Origin of the sequence: Dyadobacter bucti (genome assembly GCF_005869225.1) — a bacterium.
In the GTDB taxonomy this organism is placed as follows: domain Bacteria; phylum Bacteroidota; class Bacteroidia; order Cytophagales; family Spirosomataceae; genus Dyadobacter; species Dyadobacter bucti.
The window spans coordinates 434,412-455,440 of record NZ_SWFP01000001.1 but is presented as its reverse complement, the minus strand read 5'-3'; the positions used below and the strand labels follow the sequence as shown (position 1 = coordinate 455,440).

The window sequence follows — 21,029 nt, the reverse complement described above, 5'->3', positions numbered from 1 at the left end:
AGCTACATTTAAATCGATTTAAAAAATGAAATACATGCTGATTTTCGTGGTCATTGCCACGTTTTGCGCATCGTCTGTCAGAAAGGTCCGTGACCTGGCGAGCGATATTCATGTGCCCGAAGGCTATACTGTGGAGGTCGTCGCCGATTCCAGTCTGGTGGCATATCCGATGTTCGGATATGTGGACGATACCGGCCGGTTGTTCCTTTTCGAGTCGACCGGTAATGTGTATGACAAAACAAAAGACGCACTGACCGATCCGAAGTTCAGGGTTAACCTGCTGGAAGACAATAACGGTGACGGCGTGTATGACAAAAGCACGATTTTCGCCGATAAAGTTGGGTTTCCGCAGGGAGGTTATTTTTACAAAGGAAGCCTTTACATATCGTCAGCCCCGGATTTGATCAAACTTACAGACACAAACGGTGATGGAGTCAGCGATAAAAGGGAAGTGGTCCTTTCCGGCTGGGCACTGAATGTCAATGCCAACAGTCTCATCGGCCCGTTTATAGCGCCAGACGGCTGGCTTTACCTGACAAGTGCTATCAATGGATTTGATGTAACGACCAAAGAAGGCGTGCGGCTCAAAGGCGAAACATCCCGGATCTGGCGGGTGCGCCCGGATGGTTCGCAACTGGAATGGGTATCGGCAGGCGGTATGAACAACCCGGTGGAACTGACATTTACAGAAGCTTCCGAACCGATTGGTACCGAAACCTATTTCACTGATCCCAAAGCCGGCCAGCGGGATGCATTGGTGTACTGGACGGAGGGAGGGGTGTATCCCAAACCCAATAAAAACATTGACCGTGACAGCCTGGTGCGTACCGGCGAACTGATGCCGGTGGTTTCGAAGTATTCGAGAGTTGCTCCCTCGGGGATCGGACGATATAAAAGTGCTGTTTTCGGTGAGGATTTCAGGGGTAATCTTTTCAGTGCGCAGTTTAATACGCACCGGATCCTCAGGCATAAGCTTTTCCGCGAAGGAGCTTCATTCCGCACGGAAGACGAGGTTTTTATGTGGACAGACAAAGAAGATTACCACCCGACCGACGTGCTGGAAGACGCAGACGGCAGCCTGCTGGTAGTAGAGACCGGTGGCTGGTTTATCAAAGGCTGCCCGCTTTCGCAGGTTTCCAAGCCCGAAATGAAAGGGGCCATTTACAGGATCAGGAAAAAGGGTTTGAAAAAAACGGAGGACCCCTACGGAAATAAGATTGCCTGGGCATCGCTTTCTGCGGCAGAAGTGACCGGTTATCTCACAGACGCCCGGCCCTATGTTGCAGGACGTGCCACCAATTATATTGTCGATAAAGGTGACGAAGCGGTGGCCCCGCTGATCAGTCTTTTACAAAAATCGACATCAGCTGATGTAAGGACCAAGGCCGTTTTTATGTTGTACCGCATCGGAACCGGAAGCGCCAGGGAAGGTGTCCGTATGGGCTTGGACGACCCGGATTTGCAGGTAAGAGTTGCAGCAGCGCGTTCCGTTGGTCTTGCAAAAGATCTTAAATCGTTACCCAAACTGATGGCGCTGGTCGAAAAAAATGAACCCGCTGTACGTCGGCAGGCGGCTACCGCATTGGGCCAGATTGGTGATGCACAGGCAATTCCCGGGCTGATCGCAGCCACCGCGACTACTTCTGATCCTTTTATCCGGCATTCGGTCATTTACTCGCTGATTTCGTTGAACCGGCCGGAACTGGTTGTAAAAGCGCTGGCGCATACGTCACCCAAAGTACAGGAGGCTGCGCTGATCGCTTTGGACCAGATGAAAGGTAAACCGTTGCGTTCGGGGCAGGTGATAGGTTTTCTTTCCAATAAAAATACTGATTTGCAGCGGACTGCGCTCTGGGTTACGTCCCACCATCCTGAATGGTCGGGGGATATCAGGACATTTCTGGCTGCAAGGTTCAAAAAAGGAGCATTGACGGAAAGTGAAAAAGAATCTTTCCGCGACATACTGATCTCATTTCGCGCCGACCCGTCGATCCAGCAATTTGTGGCAGATCAGATCAAGACTGCCACGAAGGACCAGCAATTGTTTTTGCTCAATGTGATGAAAGGAAGCCAGCTGAAAACAGTACCGCAGGTCTGGACGGACCGGGTGAATGAAATACTGCTGGCAGCGGGAAATCCGCCTGTAAAAACAAGCGCATTGGAATTTGTTCGTCTGGCGGGGATCAAATCGCTGGGGCAAACGCTCGGAAAAGTTACCGCCGACGTCAAAAATCCTGCCGGTTTACGCATGGAGGCCATTTCGATCCTGCTGGAAACAGAGCCCAAGCTGGCGGACAAGGATTTTGAATACTTGTATGGTCAGTTGAATGTCAAAAATGAAGCGCCGCTGCGTCTTCAGGCTGCTACTGTGCTTTCACAGGCAAAACCTTCCGAAGGCCAGCTTTACAAACTCGCCAGTGCGTACCTGCCGCAGGCAGATGCTTTCATTCTTCCGCGTCTGGTTTCGGTATTTGGTGGCGAACATTCTGCGAAAATAGGCCATGCATTGGCCGGTACGCTCATGAAAACGTCTACACTCGACAGTTTTACTGAGGCCAGCCTCAAATCCATTTTTGAGAAATATCCCGAAGAGGTGAAACCGGAAGTGGACAAATTGCTCGCAAAGCTTAACCTTGTACAAGCCGACAGGCTCAAATACCTGCAATCCCTGGAAAGCCAGATCAGCAAAGGAAATCTTGAAAACGGCCGGCAACTGTTTTTTAGCAAAGCGATATGTTTTGGCTGTCACACAGTAGGTGCGGAAGGCGGGAAACTGGGGCCGGACCTGACGTCGATCCAGAAGGACCGGTCGGCCCACGACTTGCTGGAAGCCATCATTTATCCAAACGCCAGCTTTGTACGGGAATTTGAAACTTACCAGATCAAAACAAAAGCCAATGAATACACGGGCGTGATCGAGGAGCAGTCGCCGGAAGGGATTACGCTGAAAACCGGGCCGCAAACTACGGTCCGCATTTCCCGGAAAGACGTTACCAGTATGAAAGTGATGGATGTTTCGATGATGCCCCAGGGACTTGACAAACTGCTGTCAGAACAGGAAATGGCTGATCTGATGGCATTTCTGATCGGGCAGGACCAGGATCCTGATAAAGACAAAGCTTTTTTACGCTAGTGCACGGTTATTGTCCGCATGCCGCATTTACCAAAATTTAATTACATGAAAAGGGATATATTTTTAAAAAACAGCCTGTTGGCCGGCGCCGCAATGGTATCCGGTTGTGTAAAAACTGCCGCCGCCGACACTCTAAAAGGCGAAAAACCTTTTAAAATGAAGTTTTCTCCGGAGTTCAACATTTTCGCCGATGCAGGCGGAAAGGATCCGGTTGATCAGATCAAATGGGGATACGACCAGGGTTTCCGGGCCTGGGAAAGTACCGGCCTGAAAAGCAGGTCTGTGGAAGAACAGGAAAAGATCAGCAAAACAGTCCAGCAGCTGGGTATGGAGTTCGGGCAGTTTGTGGGCACGATGACGTTTAAGGATGTAACGTTCGCGGGACTTGATAAGGATTTACGCGAAAAGGTATTGAGCGAAGTGAAGGCGTCAGTGGAAATCGCCAAAAGAATGAATACCAAATTCATCCACAATGTGCTGGGCCTGGAAGACCCGAAGCTGCCGAAAGATTTTCAGATGGTGAATGCGGTGGAGCTGCTGAAAAGGATCGCTGATATCTACGAACCCCACGGGATGATTATGGTAATGGAAACTATGAACCACAAAATTGACCATCCCGGCATGTTCCTGCACGAAATACCCCAGGCTTACGCCCTGGCCAAAGCTGTGGGCAGTCCGAGCGTAAAAATACTTTTTGACTTTTACCACGTCCAGATTGAAGAAGGAAATATCCTTCCAACCCTTGACTATGCCTGGGACGAGATAGCCTACCTCCAGATCGGCGACACACCCGGCAGGATGGAGCCGACCACGGGGGAAATCAATTTTGTGAATGTCTTGCAGCACGTGTCCGATAAAGGCTATACGGGTTTTATAGGCATGGAGCACAGGATCAAAAAAGCAGGTGTAGAGGGCGAACTGGCCGCACTGAAAGCATACCGTTCGATTGACCCCAAATAAAATCAGGTTACATAAGTAGACCGGGAGGTTACATTTTTTATATTGATAAAAATTGTAACCTCCTCTGTTTATGATTAAAAACCATCTCAATATCGCGCTCCGGAATTTATGGAAAGAGCGGTTGTTCTCACTAATCAGTATCACAGGCCTGGGGGTCGGGATTGCGGTTTCCATAATTATTGTCCAGTTTGTCATCCATGAATGGAGCTATGACAAGTTTCATCAGAACGGAGAGAATATTTACCGGGTACTGAGTCGGAATGAGAAAGGTTTTTCCTATACATTGGCTTCTTCGGCGCTGGCTCCGCAATTGGCCCGCGAGAATCCGGAAATCAAAGGCTATACCCGTATTTACAGGGATTGGTCGACCAATATCAAAAATCCGGAAAACCCTGCCCAGCTCAACGAAGAAACGGGATTCATCTTTGCGGACCAATCCCTTTTCTTTGTTTTTTCTTTTCCTTTAAAATATGGGAATGCCAGGAATGTTCTTGAAAAGCCATTTACCGTCGTTATTTCAGAACGTATGGCAGACAAATATTTCGGGAATGAAAATCCCGTCGGGAAAAGGATCAGCTACAACGGAGAGCATCTTTTTGAAATAACCGGCGTAGCTAAAAACGCCCCGACCAATTCCACGATTACCTTCGATTTTGTTTCTTCCAATGATACTTTTTCCAAAATCAATCCATTCGGTTTTGAAAAACTGCCCAATTTCGAAACCTTTTTGCTGATCGAACGGAAGGATGCGCATCCCAGGATCATCAGGAATATCGCGACGGCCAACAAGCTTATTGCGACCTTTAATTACAATGAAAAAGACAGCTACGAACTGGAAGCTTTGCATGCTTTGCGACTGGGCAGCAACTATACATTCAATGAAAAAACGGGTCCCAGGGTCTTGTATATTTTGTCGGGAATTGCAGTACTGATCCTGGCGCTGGCCTTGTTTAATTATATCAATCTGGCTACGGCACGTTCTACCTTGCGAGCCAAAGAAGTAGGGGTGAGGAAATCCATCGGTGCCGGCAGGTTCACCCTGGTGTCGCAGTTCTTTACCGAGTCTGCACTTGTTACTTTTATCGCCTTTGTTTTGAGCATCGGGCTGGTCCTGCTTTTCAGGGACCCTTTCAATAACCTTTTCGGCCTGACCATAGATTTTTCTTTCTTGACCAGCAAACTTTTTATTACAGTTTTGGTGGCTCTGTTTGTGGCCAGTACCATATTGGCGGGCATTTATCCGGCTCTTATCCTTTCCCGTTTTGCACCCGTGAGCGTTTTAAAAGGTGATTATACCGGCCGGAACCAGGGTGCGAAAGCACGTCGGGCTATGATGGTTTTCCAGTTCAGCGTATCCGCAACGCTTATTTTGTGCAGCCTTGTCGTTCAGCGGCAGATAGAGTTTATGAAAGACAAAGATCTGGGTTACAATAAAGATCAGCTGGTGAATATCCGGCTGAGCAATGCGATTTCGAATAAGAGCGAAAGTTTTAAAAAGGAAGTGATCAGTAAAACGGGCATCGATAAAGTCAGTATGTCGAATACTGCGTTTTTCAGAAGTTATGGAATGAACAAGTATAAAACAGGATTGTCGGACAAGGTACTCGACATTGCAAGACTAGAGGTGGATTCTGATTTCGCCGCGAACCTGGGGCTTACCTGGCGTACGGCGCCTGATAAAAATCAGGAAACAAATGCCGGCGGGTCTTATTTGGTACTCAATGAAACGGCCGTATGGAAGCTGGGTTATACCCATGTCAATGCAGTGGGGCAAACCTTATTGCAAGAAGATGGCAGCCAGTTGGGAAAGGTAGCCGGCGTGGTAAAAAACTTTAATCTGAGCACACCGCAATATGAAATTCAACCCATGTTGTTACTGATCAAAAAAACGACATTGCCGGCAAACGGGTTCTCGAACATTCAGGTACGTTTTCTACCAAAGGACGATATCGGCAAAAAGATCGCGATCCTGGAACGAATTTATCATGCGTATGATGCGGAATCACCTTTTCAATACACGTTTCTGGATGATGATTTTGAAAAAGCATTCAAGTCTCAAACCCGGATTTCCTATATGGTGCAGATATTTACTGCCATGGCGATTTCTCTGGCATGCCTGGGTTTGTTCGGACTGGTTACGTTCATCGGTCAGACCCGTTCAAAAGAGATCAGTATCAGAAAAATCATGGGTGCCAGCGTCGCCAATATTTTTTCCCTGCTTTCCCGGGATTTTCTGATTCTTGTATTGATTTCCGTCCTTATCGCAATACCGGTGGCGTATTATTGCATGGATCAATGGTTACATAATTTCGCCTATCGGATCGAGATCAGCTGGTGGATGTTTGCCGCGGGCGGTGCTGCCAGCCTTGTTATGGCGCTGATTACCATCAGTTTTCAGGGCCTCAAAGCTGCGCTTGCCAATCCAGCTGATTCATTGCGTTCAGAATAGATAACTCCTGTTCGCTGTTCGCGATTTGCAAACAGCGAACAGAATTTGTACATTTGTGTTATGAGAGCTCATAAAGGAATGCGTCCGTTGGACGTGGTCATCTTACTTAAAATAATCAGTCTGAATAGAACTGAATGGCAATACCGCGACTTATCATCGACACTGTATATTAGTACATCCGAAGTGTCTGAATCTTTAAGCCGTAGCAGCATAGCCGGGCTTCTGAATGAAAGTAAGAGAGACGTGTTTAAAAATTCACTAATGGAATTTTTAGAATTTGGTCTTTCCTATGTATTTCCATTGCAGCCCGGACCGATTGTCACAGGTGTACCAACTGCTCATTCTCATCCCTTTTATAAGGATCATTTTTCCAGTTCTTTGGACTATGTTTGGAAGGATGAAAACGGGGGGATAAGAGGTCTGGCGATTGAACCACTTCATAAAGGTGTTCCCAGAGCTATATTGACGGACGATGTCCTGTATAAACTGCTTGCCGGCGTTGATATTCTGCGTATCGGACGAATAAGGGAGAAAAAATTAGCCTTGGAACAAATAAAGAAAGTCATCCTGCAATGAGTTATAAAGACAATATACTGCGTATTAAAGTGGTGCATGACGCATTGGAGGAATTAAAAGATGAAGTAGTATTTGTTGGTGGAGCTACGGTTGCTTTGTATGTTCAAAGGGCTGCTGAAGAGGTAAGGCCGACTAATGATATTGACATACTGGTTGAATTGGCAGACTACAAAAGTTATAGTGCTGTTGATGAAAAATTACGGGGCAAGAAATTTGTCAACGACATGGAGTCGGGTGTTATCTGCCGGTATAAAGTTAAGGGTATTATTGTGGATGTTATGCCAACCGGAGAGACAGTTCTTGGGTTTAGCAATAGATGGTATCCCGCCGGTTTTTCAACCGCGGTTAAGTACGATATAGGAGATGGATACGTCATAAATATTTTTAGGCCTGAATATTTTGTTGCCACCAAGCTGGAAGCATTTAAAAACAGAGGTGGCGGTGACGGTCGCACAAGTTCTGACTTTGAGGATCTTGTATACTTATTTAACCACCGGTTAACATTATGGCAGGAAATGCTTGTCAGTGAACATGGATTGAGACAATATCTTAGATATGAAATCAGTCAGTTGCTTGAAAACGCTTATCTGGAGGAATGGATCGGATCGCATTTGGAATACGCTGAAAAAAGGAGGGTAAACTATATCCTGGGAAGCCTGACGGAATTTGTAAACTCGTGAAATCGCGATCTGGTTTCTCTTGCGGCCTCGGAGAGGCCCCCATTTATGTCAAAAAATGTCATGTAAACACAACAAAAAGGCTCCTGCGGAGCCTCGTGGTCTTAAACCAAAACCCATTTTCTGGCCGTACACAGAATGAAAAATGTATCAAAATTTTCTCATGTGTACCTGCCTTTGTCCCATACTCCCCCGCAGGATGTCTTGTTTGCCCGGCTGTGCGGCGTGGTATTCTTGTTATGTTTGTTTCCAGATTTGATCAGAAAATGGAAAAAATAGAGCATATCAACTACATCAAAGTGCCGGTTGCGAAGGTGTATGAGGCACTGACCACGCACGAAGGCCTTTCCCGCGTGTGGACCACGGACCTGATCGTGAAGCCCGAAGTAGGGTTTGTAAACGAATTCGGGTTTGGGGATGAGAAACCTACTAAAATGAAGATCGTAGAACTTTCCGAAAATAACAGGATCGTTTGGGAGTGTACCGATTCCGACGCGGAATGGATAGGTACCGGGATTTCATTTGACCTTTCCGAAAAAAGCAATGTTACTTCGGTGGTCTTGCGTCACTACAATTGGCGGGAACTCACGGAGTTTTACCAATGGTGCAATTATAATTGGGCAATGTTCCTGCTGAGCCTTAAATTATATTGTGAAAACGATGAAGGCACGCCTTATCAAAGCAGAACTTTCTAACCGTCCGCCCCACAACATTAATCAAAAGTCAATTACTGTGCATCAGCTGGAAGGCAATTCCAGGTGCAGGATGGGATATGGTTTGCCCGCGCCATCAATTGGTGAACGTTTGGTTACAATAAATCCCATGTGCTGATAAAATGCCAGGGCGGAAGGATTCTGCTCATTTACATCTACTTTCCGGATTCCCTTCTCTGAAATGGCGTGCACGATCAGCTGCTTGCCAATTCCTTTTCCAAAATGCAGAGGGTGCACAAAAAGCATTTCCAGAGTTTTCTCCGATATCCCCGAAAACCCTGCTATCGCCCCTGATTGATCCCTTACACAAAATAAACTGACTGCTTTAAGATACTTGTTTCTGACCAGGAGTTTAAAGTACCGGATATCATTTTCCCCCAGGAAATCGTGTGTTGACCGCACGGATGCGTCCCAGACCTCGGCGAGTTCGTCAAAGTCATTTTCATCGGGAACTGTGATCTTGTAGCTGCTCATTTTGCTGTTTGTTTATAGCACTTTATAAATCCGTAGAAGGCAGAATTTCGGTTTTATGGGCGTTCACCCCACGGAAACAGGCGTTCACCACACAAAACTAATTTTATTATATGATATAGATGTAACTGTAAGATTCATTTCAAGGTATTTCTACTTTTTGATGGATTAACATTCAGTTAATTCTAATAAGTAGCAAACCCCAACTTTCCTCAATTTGAACCCTGAGTTGCCTGCAATCACCCCATTAATAATTATGAATATTAATACTCCCTTTACATTCGAATCAGAATTATAATTCAGGGGTAATTATAATCACACAACAAAAAAATATAGGCAACAAAGAAAATGAAAAAGTTCTACAATGACCCGCAATTATTAGCTACAAAATTTTTTATCATTATTTTCGTGGCATTCCTAACATCTTGTGACGTCAAAGAAAAGGTAACATTAAAGCCATACAGTAATATGTTGGTAGGTACGAGCTGGGCGAAATTGCTGGGTTATGATATTAAAACCGGTAAAGATTATTATGAGGTAGTAATATTTGCTTCTGAAACGAAAGCATATCTGGTAAGGGCGGATATCAATAAAAAATATACCGGCCCTATTGTAACTTGCTCATTTAAAAGGACTGGTGATGCGATCAAGATTACCGGAGATAATATAAATATGTCCGGATTTGTGAGAGACGGTGTGATGTTGCTTGACAACAATGAGTACGCCTTGATTACAATGTAATCCCTTTTTTTGAACATCATCTTAATGTTAATTTTAATAGGTGTTCTGCGAATGTAAATTCATATTTTGATTGATTCAAGCCATAAATTACAATTCATTTAATATCCTGTTCTAAAAATATGAATCTGAATTTAATTAAATATAATTTAAATGTTTGATTCAGATTTAAAACAATTATTTAAATAGAAATAGATATTAATTCATTCATATTTTCATTTAGCTTTTTGGTTTATTCATACTTAATAGTAATAATATAATTTTTTAATTATCCTCTTTTCGGGGGATTATATATTGCCAGGTTTATTAAGAATACTTCACTTTTATTCATACAATCTTCTTGTGGGAAACACCGTATGGAAATTCCCGTTCAGGTAATCGGATTCCGTTATTGTAATATCCCTGCCATCCTGATCTGTCATCACTTTTTGATTAACCATGTAGACGACAAAACCGCGGCAGCTTGCATCACTATGCAAACTGCCGCGGTTTTGTCTGTTGGTGATTTGCCCGTTCTTAACCGGCCTTTACAGCATGGGCACCCGGCTCATAACTACCGGCAGCTGTCCGGAAAGCGATATTGATCCGGTTGTACGTATTAATGGTCGTCACGGCCAGGGTGAGGTCGATGAGTTCCGTATCTGAAAACTCGGCTTTTGCCTGTTCGTAAACTTCATCCGTAACCTCCCCTTCCCGGAGCCGGGTAACGGACTCGGCCCACGCCAGTGCGGCGCGTTCACGATCGGTGAACATCGGTGCCTCCCGCCATGCATTCAGAATGAAAAGCCGTTGCTCACTTTCTCCTTTTATCATCAGATCTTTGGAATGCATGTCGAGGCAATAGGCGCAGCCATTGATCTGCGAAACCCTGAAGTAGATCAGGTTGAGCAGTTTTTGCTCGATGGAGGATTTGGACAGATACATTCCGAGGCCGTACATCGCCTTCATAGCCTGCTGACCTTTTTCAAAAGCATTGATTCTTTGATTCATTTTGATTCTGATTATGATTGAATGTTTGAACTACACCTGCCTAATCAACGGGCTGTCTGAAACTGGACATTTTGGACGGATTTTTTTTTGGTTTTCGAATACATACTAGTTGCCCTGATTCACTAAAAAGTTCTACTTCCGCAGTATTTATTTGGCGACGGGCGGGTTGTAGCCGGATATCGGGCCAAAATGACAATCTGCGTATTTGTCCGCTTTGTGACTCAATTTGTCCGTCTTATGATAAAATATTGCAGGTGTATGTATTTTAAAACCATTTTTACCTCATAGTTGTCTGCACAATTATTTTAATAAAACTGTCACGTCAGATTCTGAAAGCGGAATTTGAAAATTAATTCGAACTGCATGGTCAAATAGCTACAATCAAATTTTTGGGAACGTCTTTTATACGTGGGTAACGAAAAGATCCGATGAGGAAATGGGTGAAATAGGGGAGAAGGAGATCAAATTAATTCTGTTTGCCTGGCCTGGACCGAAGTTCGCTTTCTTTTTGATCGTTGTTGTTTGCTGCAACGAATACTGTGATTCACCCCTCCTCAAAACCATGCTGGCATTACACGTTTCTTGCTGATCTCACGATTAGCAGGCAATCCGTTTTGCATTATTTGTCCATAGCGTTTACTAACTCACTTAAATGAAGTAAAAATGGTGAAAAATTATCTCTACAAAATGTTTTTATTGAACACTGTAAATAACAAATTTCGTTTGTTATTGTCTTGTGTATGTGTGATTTATGGTTGTGTGATGGCTCCCGGCGCCTACGCTCAGTCTGCGGGACCCTATATGGTTTTGAAAAACATGGATAATTTTCCCGCCAATGACCAGCTCGTCTTCTCTCTGATCCAGGAGCCATGGAGACGGACATCCCCGGAAGTAACTCCCTATAATGAAAATCACGATCGCATCCGTCTCAGGATCAACAATTTCGGAGGCGATGATCTGGTTGTGAGCGATTTGGTATTATCGGACCCGACGGCCTGGAAAATTCTTTCGGTCAACGGGAACACGTCGTTTACCCTGCCGGTGAGCGTTGCCACAAGGAATTATGCGGAAGTGGTTGTTCAGTTTATCGCTGTGGATGCGGCAACGAGGGTTAAAGTATTCCATGACAAGCTCACAATCAATAGTAACGACGGTATTTCTCCTGCGAAAGAAGTGATGCTTCATGGATTGTACCAGAGGCAGGGTGAAGGAAGGAACGAGCCTTATGCGCAGGAGATCATAGATGCTTTTAATTTCAGTTCAAGAGCTGGATATAATGCAACCGACGGTACAATAGAAGGGTCCACGGTTGTTCCCAATTCCGAAGAAATTGCAGTTTCCCATTTCGTAAGGGCTGATCCTGCGAAACCTGTCAAGGTATATCAGCTGGCGGCATATCATGCATGCTGTGCATCCACCGAATCATTTGATTATTTCCTTACAAGCGGTGGCGGTAATGTGAGCCTTTTCTCCCATAGTACACTCGACGGACAAAGCCTCACACCCAGGATCAGAAACGGGACGCTGGCGCTGGCGCAGGGTTCGTTTGAACCTTCCGGTGCTTTTGGTATCCGGGTAGGGATTTCTTATTCCGACAGGACCAGAAACCCAGGCCAGCTGATCGGATTGCGATTTTTAAAGGCGGTTGACGCAAACGGAAATGTGGTTCCCAATGCCTACTTTGTAAATCATGATTACATTGATGTAGAATTTACGAACTACGATTACCAGGACAATATGTACTTTATAGAAAATGTACGTCCTGAAACAGGAACTGCCAATTACTCTACCCTTGCGCCGCTTACATCTTCTGCGGTAGCGTTCAACCCGGTTTCCATAGGAGGAGACAGCACGATTAACTTTACTGTTAAAAACCTGGGTACGACCTATGACGATAGTTCAACAGATCCGGCAATAACAATTAAAGGGATCACGCTGAGCGGCCCAAATGCCAGTGAATTTTCATTAGGTTCTATCAGCTCGACCAACATACCCGCCCAGGGCACAGCCTCCCTGGATGTTCGTTTTACACCGACTTCAGTGGGGATTAAAAATGCTTCCATACTTATCAGCTACAATAATTCTACATCGCCTCTCCGCATTCCGCTTTACGGCTCAGGCCGTAGCAGCGTTTCGATGGTAAGCGTCGTGAAGCGGATTAAAGGTGGCTCGGATTCCAATGTGACAATCGGGGGTATTGAATATGAATCCGACCAGGCTTACCGCACAGGCTCGGTACGCCTCGACAGCCAGGTAAGTCCTTCGGACGTGGCGGGAACGGACGTTGATCAGTTATACCAGACGTATCTTTCTGCGGCGACAGATCTTGCCGCTACCGGGTATAACATTCCGCTCACCAATGGTAGTTATCTCGTGCGTATGCATTTCGTAGAAAATTACTTTGACGGACAACCCGGACAAAGGGTTTTCAGCGGCACGATGGAAGGGCAGCAGATCTTAAACAATCTGGATATATACAATGAAGTGGGCTATCGTACTGCGATTGTTAAAGATTTCACGACATCGGTACTGGACGACGTCCTCAATATCAATTTTACGCCAACTGTCAACAGGCTTGCGATTGCCGCGATCGAGATTTTCAAAATTACCGATACTGCCATGCCTGTGACACTGATCGATTTTACTGCGGCAAGAGAAGGCAATACTGCCTTGCTCAACTGGAGCACAGCAGACGAAGTCAATAGTGAACGTTTTGAAATTCAGCGTAGCCAGTCAGGTAAATCGTGGAGTGCGATTGGTTCGGTGGCAGCACAGGGAGAGAGCGTGAAACCGTTCAGTTATTCTTTTGTGGATGCAAATCCGCTCGACGGCGAAAATCTTTATCGTCTAAAAATGATAGACAGCGACAGTACCTACGCCTACTCAAAACTGGTTAACCTGCGCTTTAATATTGAGTTCGGTGCATCACTTTATCCCAATCCGGTGGCCGAAAAGCTGATCCTGAAAGTGGACAACCTGGATAAAATTACAGGAGTACAAGTGTTTAATATGCTGGGGACCATGGTCCTTGAATCACGGACTGCGCCAGCAGAAGGCATAGATGTGAAAAATCTTCCTTCGGGCATGTACGTGGTGCACGTGAACCGCACCGATGGCAGCAGATTGACTTACAAAATCGTTAAAAACTAATCCCTGCGGGGTATGCTTTGACCAAACAAAGTATACCCCGCAGCCTTTGGATAACAGTCCCGCCTAATTTTTTCTAGCAAATCTCAGTTTTTCTTGTGACGCTCGTCATGTATTTTCCGGTCGGATGGCCGGAATTTTAAATGTATCTTATGAGTTGACTAAACGGGAAAAATATGAGCCAGTTAATTGGAAAAGTAGCCATTGTCACCGGTGCCGGATCAGGGATCGGGAAGAGTGTAGCACTTTTATATGCACAGGAAGGTGCGAAAGTGGTGGTATCGGACATCAATGAAAAAGAGGGGGCCGAAACGGTAGCATTGATTACAGAAAAAGGAGGAGATGCTATTTTTGTAAAAGCAGACTCATCTCTGCCGGAAGACAACCAGAAACTGGTATCGCTTACGGTTGAAAAATACGGTGCATTGCATATCGCATGTAACAACGCCGGCATTGGCGGCCCGTCGGCACCTACTGGTGAATATCCTGTCGAGGGCTGGGATAAGGTGATTGCAGTAAATCTTTCAGGTGTTTTTTACGCCATGCGGTACCAGATCCCGGCTATGCTGGCATCCGGTGGCGGCAGCATCGTGAATATGGCCTCCATTCTGGGGAGCGTTGGCTTTGCCAATAGCCCCGCGTATGTCGCAGCGAAGCACGGCGTGGTGGGGATGACGAAGAACATCGCACTGGAGTACGGCCAGCACAATATTCGCGCCAATGCTGTCGGACCTGCATTTATTATTACCCCATTGTTAAAGGATTTCGATGAAGCCACTTTGAAATGGCTCGAATCCAAACACCCTGCGGGCAGGCTCGGGCAGCCGGAAGAAGTAGCCGAGCTGGTGCTTTTTCTGAGCTCTGAAAAGGCATCCTTCATTACAGGTTCCTACTATCCGGTTGATGGCGGTTATCTGGCGCAGTGATCTTGAAAAAATAGTGTTGAGTAATAAGGGTAAAAAGCACCAGCTTGTGGCGGTGCTTTTTTTGTGCCTGGGTAAATGGGACGGCTTGTTTTCTTATTGAAAGACAGTAGTATTCATAACATGCACGATGATGAAAAAGAAAAGTAGAATATCCGGTATACGGGCTGGCCTGCCTGTACTTTTTTTGTTTTGCTGCGGGTCTTTAAACGCCCAGGTTCTTGATGACAAAATACATCATTTACGCGCCGGAGATGAGCGGGAATGGGACCGTTTCTCGTCGAACCCGGAAGTTCAGTATTTACTGAAGTTCAGTGCTGTAAAGAATACCAGGGAAATGACACTGATGCTGCGGCAGGAGGATGTGAAACTGAGCTGGATTGTATATCTCAATGGTTTTGAATTAGGGAAACTGGACCAGGACGAGAGCAGGCGGACCCGTTATCTGCCTGTTCCTGCTGATAGTCTCAAAAATGGAGAGAATACAATTTTAATATCCTACAAAAAGCCGGCGGGCAAAGCAGATAATCTGCCGGATGATATCTACATCGGAGCAATCACATTATTTAACAGCCCGATTAATGAATTGCTGGGCGAAGCAAAAATAGAGGTGTCTGTGACCGAAAAAGGTATAGAAAAGCCTGTCCCGGCGCGTATCACCATCACCAACACCGGGAATTCCTTCCAGCCCGTTGCGACTTTGCCCGGCCTGCAACTCGCGGTGCGCGCGGGCTGTATTTATACCGGAAACGGTGCAGCTTCTTTTACCCTTCCCGCGGGAAAGTACAAAGTGTATGCAACCCGTGGGTTTGAATATGGTGTAGACTCGCTGGAACTGGACATTGAAAAAGGTCAGTTTGTCCGGCACCAGTTCAGAATAGCGCGGGAGGTGCCTACATGGGGCTGGATTTCTTCGGACACACATGTACATACCTTTACTCATTCGCGCCATGGTGATGCGACTGTTGCGGAACGGTTACTGACTATCGCCGGCGAAGGCATAGAGCTGCCGGTTTTTACGGATCATAATGTGCTGGCTGACGTGAAACCACTGGTTCGGGAAATGCAGCTGGATACTTTTTTTACGCCGGTTTTGGGAAACGAATACACTACTCCGGTGGGGCATTTCAATGTTTTTCCCGTAACCAAAAATTCCGCGTTGCCCGATCACCGGGTAAACGATTGGAAGTCGGTTGCGAGAAATCTCGGAAATTCGACGCCCATAGTTATCCTGAACCACGCGCGCGATTTTCACAATAATTTCCAACCTTTCGGGCCAAAGCGCTACCTATCTGTCGCGGGTATCGATCTTGACGGCTGGCAGCTGCCGGTCAACGCGATGGAAGTCTTTAATTCGGGTTCGCAGCAGAAGGATGTCATGCAGCTTTACCGGGATTGGTTTGGCGTATTGAATCACGGAAGTTTTATCACGCCTGTCGGTTCAAGTGACTCGCATGATGTGATGCGGTACCTGGTAGGGCAGGGCCGGACATATATCAGGGACACTGCCTTTTCTTCTGCCCGGAATATCGATGTAAATCACGCGGCGGAGCAGTTTCTGGCGGGCAGGGTGTCCGTCAGTTTCGGGCTTTTGACAGAAATAACTGTGGATGAAAAATATGGCCCGGGTGAGATCGTGCCGGTATCGGGCAAAGTGAATGTTTTGGTGCGGGTGCTCGGGCCGTCGTGGACTGGTGCCGATAAAATTTCTTTGTATGCCAATGGGCAAAAGATCCGCGAGGCGCGTATTGATCCCAAGAACAGCAAAATAATTAAATGGGAGGGAACCTGGGAAATACCGGTCAAAATGCAGGATACCTACCTGGTGGCCATTGCGGAAGGGCCAGATCCCGGGCGCCCTTTCTGGATGATTCCCAATCCGTACTCGCGTACTTCCAGTGCGTGGAACCCGCGTGTGATCGGCTCCACGGGCGCGGTATGGCTGGACTGCGACAAGGATGGTAAAAGGACAAGCGCCTTCGGTTATGCCCGGCAACTGACTGAGATTCCTGATCTCAAAATCCCGAAACTTCTGAAGCAACTGGAAAATTTCGATCAGTCTGTAATCATACAGGTTGCAGCCATCTTGAATGAACAAAATAAATTGTCGGGAACGGAATTTTCCGGCGCATTGAAACACGCATCCCAAAAAGTACAAAAAGCTATTCAGGAATTTTTAACTTCCCGGGAGGTTTCCGTCCAAGCCAGGAAGTGAACCTGGTTTTCATTTCGATTTTTTTAAAATGTCACAAAACAGAATATTTAGTAGGTTTGACGGGCTTCTTAAGAATTTTGAGCGTATATTTTGATGTAGGATTTGTAATTCTGGAAATTTTTAACAAGTTTTGTTTTAGTCACCACACACAATGTTTGTCCAATGAACAGAAAATCAGATATCCTTGTAAAGTGTTCAGCTTTGTTACCCATGGCAATCTCTTCCAGGAATAAAATATTTTCTACCATCAAACGACCAATGATTTCAACCTCCCTAACCCAAGCCAGGAACGCCAGCACGGGGCATTGGATAGTTCGAGATTTGTCTTCCGGCAAATTTTACGCGACCGACAATAACTTACCTGTTAAAGATATCGAGATGCGTGATACCGCTCAGCCTTCTTTTATCGTCCCATCCAACAATCAGGAAAGAGCTCTAATCGCTGAAAAAGCGGTATTGGATTTTCTGAACAACAATGCCTAATAATAGTAATAACACACACTGCTGAAACTAGTGAAAAAGTCAATGACTGGTGGCAGGTCTGTCCCTGCAGGTTACTGTGAAAATGTATTTATCAATTGCCCATTTGATGATGTTTTCAAACCGCTGTTCCATGCTATAGTATTTACCACACAGGCTTGCGGATTCAATTCACGGTGTGCACTGGAATTTGACGGAGATGCAAACAGGCTGAATAAAATAATGGATGTTATTCATGGGTGCCAGTTTGGTATACACGATGTATCTGTTCGGGATGGACGGCTCAATATGCCTTTGGAGCTGGGGCTTTTTATGGGTTGTCAGCGATATGGAAGTAGCATACAAAGAATGAAAAGTCATCTGATTCTGGAAGGAAATCCATTTTCTTCAAAATCTTATTTGTCGGATCTGGCTGGGCAAGATCCGATGGCTCATAAGAATGATGTCGCAGAACTCATTAATTGTTTGCGTAATTGGTTGGCATCCAGGTCTAAATGGCCGGCACGAATTCCCCACGCTCCGTATATCATGGAGAGTTATCGAAAATTTCAGACGGCTCTTCCTATTATTTGCTCCTCACAACGATGGGAGCCGGATCGACTATTGTATCCAGAATTTCTGGATCTTGCAAAACCCTGGATCAGTACACAGTTTTAAGGCCCTCTCAAATCATTTCCACCAGATAAACCTCCTGCAGGATTTCGGTGGAAAGCTGGATCAGGTATTCCGAAAAATGGACGAGGTGCAAAAGCCCGATCCGCATTTTATTGGGGAGAAAGCCAAAGTGTTTTTTAAAGGCAGCCGTAAAATGTGTCGCATGTTTATAGCCCATTCTCTGAGCCACTTCCACTATTTTGCTTCCTTCCTGACATAACTGATGTTTGGCTTCATCCATTCGGAAATCGTGCAGATAACCGAAAACAGTCTTGCCGAAAATTTCTTTGAAATGCTTTTTAAGATTATACTCATTGGTTCCCACCTGATGTGCAAGGTCGCGTAGTGACAATGGTTTTTCAACGTTATCGATCAGGATCTGCCTGGCCGCATGCATTTTTTCGATGTCTTCATGCTTCAAAAACGATGTAAAATGCAGCAGCGGGAGCTGTTCATATTGTTCAAACTGCAGCGCAAGCAGCTCGATCACCTTGGCTTTGATGAAAAGGATTTTATGATAGCCGGAATAATTGCAATGGATTAATTCAAACAGCGTGGCGATCATTTTAGAGGTCAACGGCAGATTTTGACGGCTCAGAAATTCGGGCATCGAAAGATTCATCCCCCTGCGGAAATGTGCGCATATCGGGTGGCTTTTTGGCAAATTATCGAAAAAAAAGTCGGTAGTGATATTGATCGCAAAAGATTCGGTTTCCTCACCTGGCTGCCATTGAATCAGCATGTCCTTCTGCGGAAGGAGGATCATATTGTGCTGATGCGGTTTAAACCTGACAAAGGGCTTGGACGAATTTTTTGAAAAATAGCTTGTAGTGCTCTGTATGCAGAAATTAAGCTGCACGTGCGAGCCCATCGACCTGATCAGCATCGGTTTTTTGGATTGTACCTGAAAACGCCCATACCAGATGTAAACGCCTTCGAGCAATATTTCCTTGCCTGTTCCCTTACCGTATTCATCGTCATAGACGATCTCTTTGTCGGTGATTTCTTCATGATATGGCGCAGCAAAATCGGGGAAGTGCCAGTCGGGGGTAATTGTTTCTTGCTTGAAATTCAATGTCGCATTCATTTCTCCATGATCTCCTTATGCCAATTCGTTCAAATGATACCTTCGTAAAACCGTTCTGTATTTAGACTGTATATAAACAATGGTACGAAAATACATTGGGATCTCAAAGGATATCCGCTTCCGTGTACCGTTTTTTTAGAAATGGGGACCGTAAAAAAAACTACTAAATGGACTAAGTTGGACCGTTTCAAATAGTTATAGCTTAAATGTCAGTGAGGACGGGTATGTTCCGACTGCTTTTTTTACAGCCAAGTTTAAAGGCGATTTTGAGTATTTTTTAAATCAAAATACTTAAAAACTCGGGCGGGCATTACTTTTTTGCAGCTTTATCTGATTTTCAAAATATACAATATGACCACTAACGAAGAAGTGAACAGCCTGATCAGGACGCAGGCATACATAAACGGAACCTGGGTAAGCGCAGCTCGCGGGGCAACTTTTGAGGTTGTCAATCCCGCAAACGGAAATGTCGTAGCCTCGGTAACCGACATGGATGCATCGGATGTCAGGAAGGCGATTGATGCCGCAAATGCCGCCTGGCCTGCATACCGTGATTTGACGGCCAAAGAACGTGCCGGTCTTTTGAAAAAATGGTATGCATTGATGATGGAGCACAAAGAAGAACTCGCCAGGTTAATGACCATGGAATGCGGAAAAGTGCTGGCGGAAAGCAGGGGCGAGGTGGATTATGGTGCATCGTTTATCGAATGGTTTGCCGAAGAAGCCCGACGTTCATACGGCGATGTGATACCGGCCCATACCAAAGACCGGCGGCTCGTGGTTGTGAAGCAGTCCATTGGTGTGGTAGCTGCCATTACCCCCTGGAATTTCCCGCTGGCCATGATCACCCGCAAAGTGGGGCCGGCACTGGCAGCAGGCAGCCCGGTAGTAGTGAAGCCGCCTTCCGAAACACCCCTTACCGGCCTCGCTATCGCCTACTTAGCTGAAAAAGCGGGATTCCCGCCAGGAGTTTACAATACAATAACCACCACCAGGAACACCGAGGTAGGGGAGGAACTTTGCGGGAATAACAAAGTGCGGAAACTGTCTTTCACCGGTTCCACCGCGGTAGGCAAAATACTCATGAAACAATGTGCATCCAACCTGAAAAAGATTTCCCTGGAACTCGGAGGTAACGCGCCTTTTATTGTTTTTGACGATGCCGATGTAGACGCAGCCGTAAAAGGTGCCATGATATCCAAGTTCAGGAACAATGGCCAGACCTGTGTTTGTGCAAACCGGTTGTATGTGCAGGATGGGATATATGAGGAATTTGTCGCAAAACTGTCAAAAGCCGTAAGTGCGCTGAAAGTGGGCAACGGACTGGATACCGACAGCCAGATGGGCCCGCTGATCAATGAAAAGGGGCTGAAAAAAGTGAAGCAGCATTTGGCTGATGCAGTTTCCAAAGGTGCCAGGGTTATGGTCGGTGGAAACGAAATGGACGGCCTGTTTTTCGAACCCACAGTGCTCACAGACGTTACCCCGGAAATGGTGATCACACAGGAGGAAGTATTCGGGCCGGTGGCGCCGGTATCGCGCTTTTCGACCGAAGAAGAGGTGATAAGGCTGGCCAACGATACGCCTTATGGACTTGCATCGTATTTTTTCAGCAGGGATGTAAGCCGTTGCTGGCGGGTCGCTGAGGCGCTGGAATATGGCATGGTCGGTATCAACGACGGGCTCATATCCACGGAAGTAGCTCCTTTCGGGGGCGTGAAGGAATCCGGGATAGGCCGCGAAGGGTCAAAATACGGAATGGATTACTACATGGAAATCAAATATTTGTGTTTCGGAGGTATCAATTCCTGACCTT

The 21,029-nt window shown here is 45.9% G+C and carries 15 protein-coding genes; 12 read left to right on the top strand and 3 right to left on the bottom strand.

Translation table 11 applies throughout. The annotated features are described in order from the left end of the window. Positions 1-25 precede the first annotated feature (25 nt). The 6 genes from FBF61_RS01755 (at position 26) to FBF61_RS01730 (ending at position 8,490) form a co-directional block, all read left to right on the top strand. Entirely contained in the window at positions 26-3,133 is a 3,108-nt protein-coding gene (locus tag FBF61_RS01755) for a PVC-type heme-binding CxxCH protein (protein WP_138475445.1), read from the top strand. Positions 3,134-3,178: 45 nt separating this feature from the next. Then, positions 3,179-4,093, top strand: a complete 915-nt coding sequence (locus FBF61_RS01750) for a hydroxypyruvate isomerase family protein (RefSeq protein ID WP_138475444.1) — start codon at positions 3,179-3,181, stop codon at positions 4,091-4,093. A 70-nt stretch (positions 4,094-4,163) separates the two neighbouring features. After that, positions 4,164-6,542, top strand: coding sequence for an ABC transporter permease (locus tag FBF61_RS01745; RefSeq protein WP_138475443.1), 2,379 nt, complete (start codon positions 4,164-4,166; stop codon positions 6,540-6,542). 261 nt (positions 6,543-6,803) lie between these two features. Next, positions 6,804-7,118, top strand: coding sequence for a hypothetical protein (locus FBF61_RS34995; RefSeq protein WP_229214878.1), 315 nt, complete (start codon positions 6,804-6,806; stop codon positions 7,116-7,118). Continuing rightward, on the top strand, positions 7,115-7,798 hold the full coding sequence (locus tag FBF61_RS01735; RefSeq protein ID WP_138475442.1) for a nucleotidyl transferase AbiEii/AbiGii toxin family protein: 684 nt from the start codon (positions 7,115-7,117) through the stop codon (positions 7,796-7,798). Before FBF61_RS34995 ends, FBF61_RS01735 begins: the two co-directional genes overlap by 4 nt. Before the next feature lie 263 nt (positions 7,799-8,061). Beyond that, positions 8,062-8,490, top strand: a complete 429-nt coding sequence (locus FBF61_RS01730; protein ID WP_138475441.1) for an SRPBCC family protein — start codon at positions 8,062-8,064, stop codon at positions 8,488-8,490. 42 nt (positions 8,491-8,532) lie between these two features. Here the strand turns inward: FBF61_RS01730 and FBF61_RS01725 are convergent, their stop codons facing one another. After that, entirely contained in the window at positions 8,533-8,982 is a 450-nt protein-coding gene (locus FBF61_RS01725; RefSeq protein WP_138475440.1) for a GNAT family N-acetyltransferase, read from the bottom strand. Positions 8,983-9,327: 345 nt separating this feature from the next. Between FBF61_RS01725 and FBF61_RS01720 the strand changes: the two genes are divergently transcribed. After that, on the top strand, positions 9,328-9,720 hold the full coding sequence (locus tag FBF61_RS01720) for a hypothetical protein (RefSeq protein ID WP_138475439.1): 393 nt from the start codon (positions 9,328-9,330) through the stop codon (positions 9,718-9,720). A 513-nt stretch (positions 9,721-10,233) separates the two neighbouring features. Here the strand turns inward: FBF61_RS01720 and FBF61_RS01715 are convergent. Then, complete coding sequence (locus FBF61_RS01715) at positions 10,234-10,707, bottom strand: carboxymuconolactone decarboxylase family protein (RefSeq protein ID WP_138475438.1); 474 nt, start codon at positions 10,705-10,707, stop codon at positions 10,234-10,236. A gap of 816 nt (positions 10,708-11,523) precedes the next feature. Between FBF61_RS01715 and FBF61_RS01710 the strand changes: the two genes are divergently transcribed. From FBF61_RS01710 to FBF61_RS01695, 4 genes are all read left to right on the top strand, one after another. After that, on the top strand, positions 11,524-13,857 hold the full coding sequence (locus FBF61_RS01710; protein WP_166444393.1) for a malectin domain-containing carbohydrate-binding protein: 2,334 nt from the start codon (positions 11,524-11,526) through the stop codon (positions 13,855-13,857). Between the two features lie 173 nt (positions 13,858-14,030). Next, the gene (locus FBF61_RS01705; RefSeq protein ID WP_138475436.1) at positions 14,031-14,780 is read left to right on the top strand and encodes an SDR family NAD(P)-dependent oxidoreductase; all 750 of its coding nucleotides are present in this window, start codon (positions 14,031-14,033) and stop codon (positions 14,778-14,780) included. A 130-nt stretch (positions 14,781-14,910) separates the two neighbouring features. Then, a complete protein-coding gene (locus tag FBF61_RS01700; RefSeq protein WP_138475435.1) occupies positions 14,911-16,992 on the top strand; it encodes a CehA/McbA family metallohydrolase in 2,082 nt (693 codons plus the stop codon). Positions 16,993-17,154: 162 nt separating this feature from the next. Then, the gene (locus FBF61_RS01695; protein WP_138475434.1) at positions 17,155-17,475 is read left to right on the top strand and encodes a hypothetical protein; all 321 of its coding nucleotides are present in this window, start codon (positions 17,155-17,157) and stop codon (positions 17,473-17,475) included. Between the two features lie 661 nt (positions 17,476-18,136). On the opposite strand, the gene FBF61_RS01690 is transcribed toward FBF61_RS01695, so the two are convergent. Then, the gene (locus FBF61_RS01690; RefSeq protein ID WP_138475433.1) at positions 18,137-19,213 is read right to left on the bottom strand and encodes a helix-turn-helix transcriptional regulator; all 1,077 of its coding nucleotides are present in this window, start codon (positions 19,211-19,213) and stop codon (positions 18,137-18,139) included. A 351-nt stretch (positions 19,214-19,564) separates the two neighbouring features. On the opposite strand from FBF61_RS01690, the gene FBF61_RS01685 reads away from it, so the two are divergent. Then, a complete protein-coding gene (locus tag FBF61_RS01685) occupies positions 19,565-21,025 on the top strand; it encodes an NAD-dependent succinate-semialdehyde dehydrogenase (RefSeq protein ID WP_138475432.1) in 1,461 nt (486 codons plus the stop codon). Positions 21,026-21,029: the final 4 nt, after the last annotated feature.

Bases quoted from the DNA above. Each gene is read 5' to 3' on its own strand.
- FBF61_RS01755 (WP_138475445.1), top strand. From the start codon at position 26: ATGAAATACATGCTGATTTTCGTGGTCATTGCCACGTTTTGCGCATCG.
- FBF61_RS01750 (WP_138475444.1), top strand. From the start codon at position 3,179: ATGAAAAGGGATATATTTTTAAAAAACAGCCTGTTGGCCGGCGCCGCA.
- FBF61_RS01745 (WP_138475443.1), top strand. From the start codon at position 4,164: ATGATTAAAAACCATCTCAATATCGCGCTCCGGAATTTATGGAAAGAG.
- FBF61_RS34995 (WP_229214878.1), top strand. From the start codon at position 6,804: ATGGAATTTTTAGAATTTGGTCTTTCCTATGTATTTCCATTGCAGCCC.
- FBF61_RS01735 (WP_138475442.1), top strand. From the start codon at position 7,115: ATGAGTTATAAAGACAATATACTGCGTATTAAAGTGGTGCATGACGCA.
- FBF61_RS01730 (WP_138475441.1), top strand. From the start codon at position 8,062: ATGGAAAAAATAGAGCATATCAACTACATCAAAGTGCCGGTTGCGAAG.
- FBF61_RS01725 (WP_138475440.1), bottom strand. From the start codon at position 8,982: ATGAGCAGCTACAAGATCACAGTTCCCGATGAAAATGACTTTGACGAA.
- FBF61_RS01720 (WP_138475439.1), top strand. From the start codon at position 9,328: ATGAAAAAGTTCTACAATGACCCGCAATTATTAGCTACAAAATTTTTT.
- FBF61_RS01715 (WP_138475438.1), bottom strand. From the start codon at position 10,707: ATGAATCAAAGAATCAATGCTTTTGAAAAAGGTCAGCAGGCTATGAAG.
- FBF61_RS01710 (WP_166444393.1), top strand. From the start codon at position 11,524: ATGGATAATTTTCCCGCCAATGACCAGCTCGTCTTCTCTCTGATCCAG.
- FBF61_RS01705 (WP_138475436.1), top strand. From the start codon at position 14,031: ATGAGCCAGTTAATTGGAAAAGTAGCCATTGTCACCGGTGCCGGATCA.
- FBF61_RS01700 (WP_138475435.1), top strand. From the start codon at position 14,911: ATGAAAAAGAAAAGTAGAATATCCGGTATACGGGCTGGCCTGCCTGTA.
- FBF61_RS01695 (WP_138475434.1), top strand. From the start codon at position 17,155: ATGAACAGAAAATCAGATATCCTTGTAAAGTGTTCAGCTTTGTTACCC.
- FBF61_RS01690 (WP_138475433.1), bottom strand. From the start codon at position 19,213: ATGAATGCGACATTGAATTTCAAGCAAGAAACAATTACCCCCGACTGG.
- FBF61_RS01685 (WP_138475432.1), top strand. From the start codon at position 19,565: ATGACCACTAACGAAGAAGTGAACAGCCTGATCAGGACGCAGGCATAC.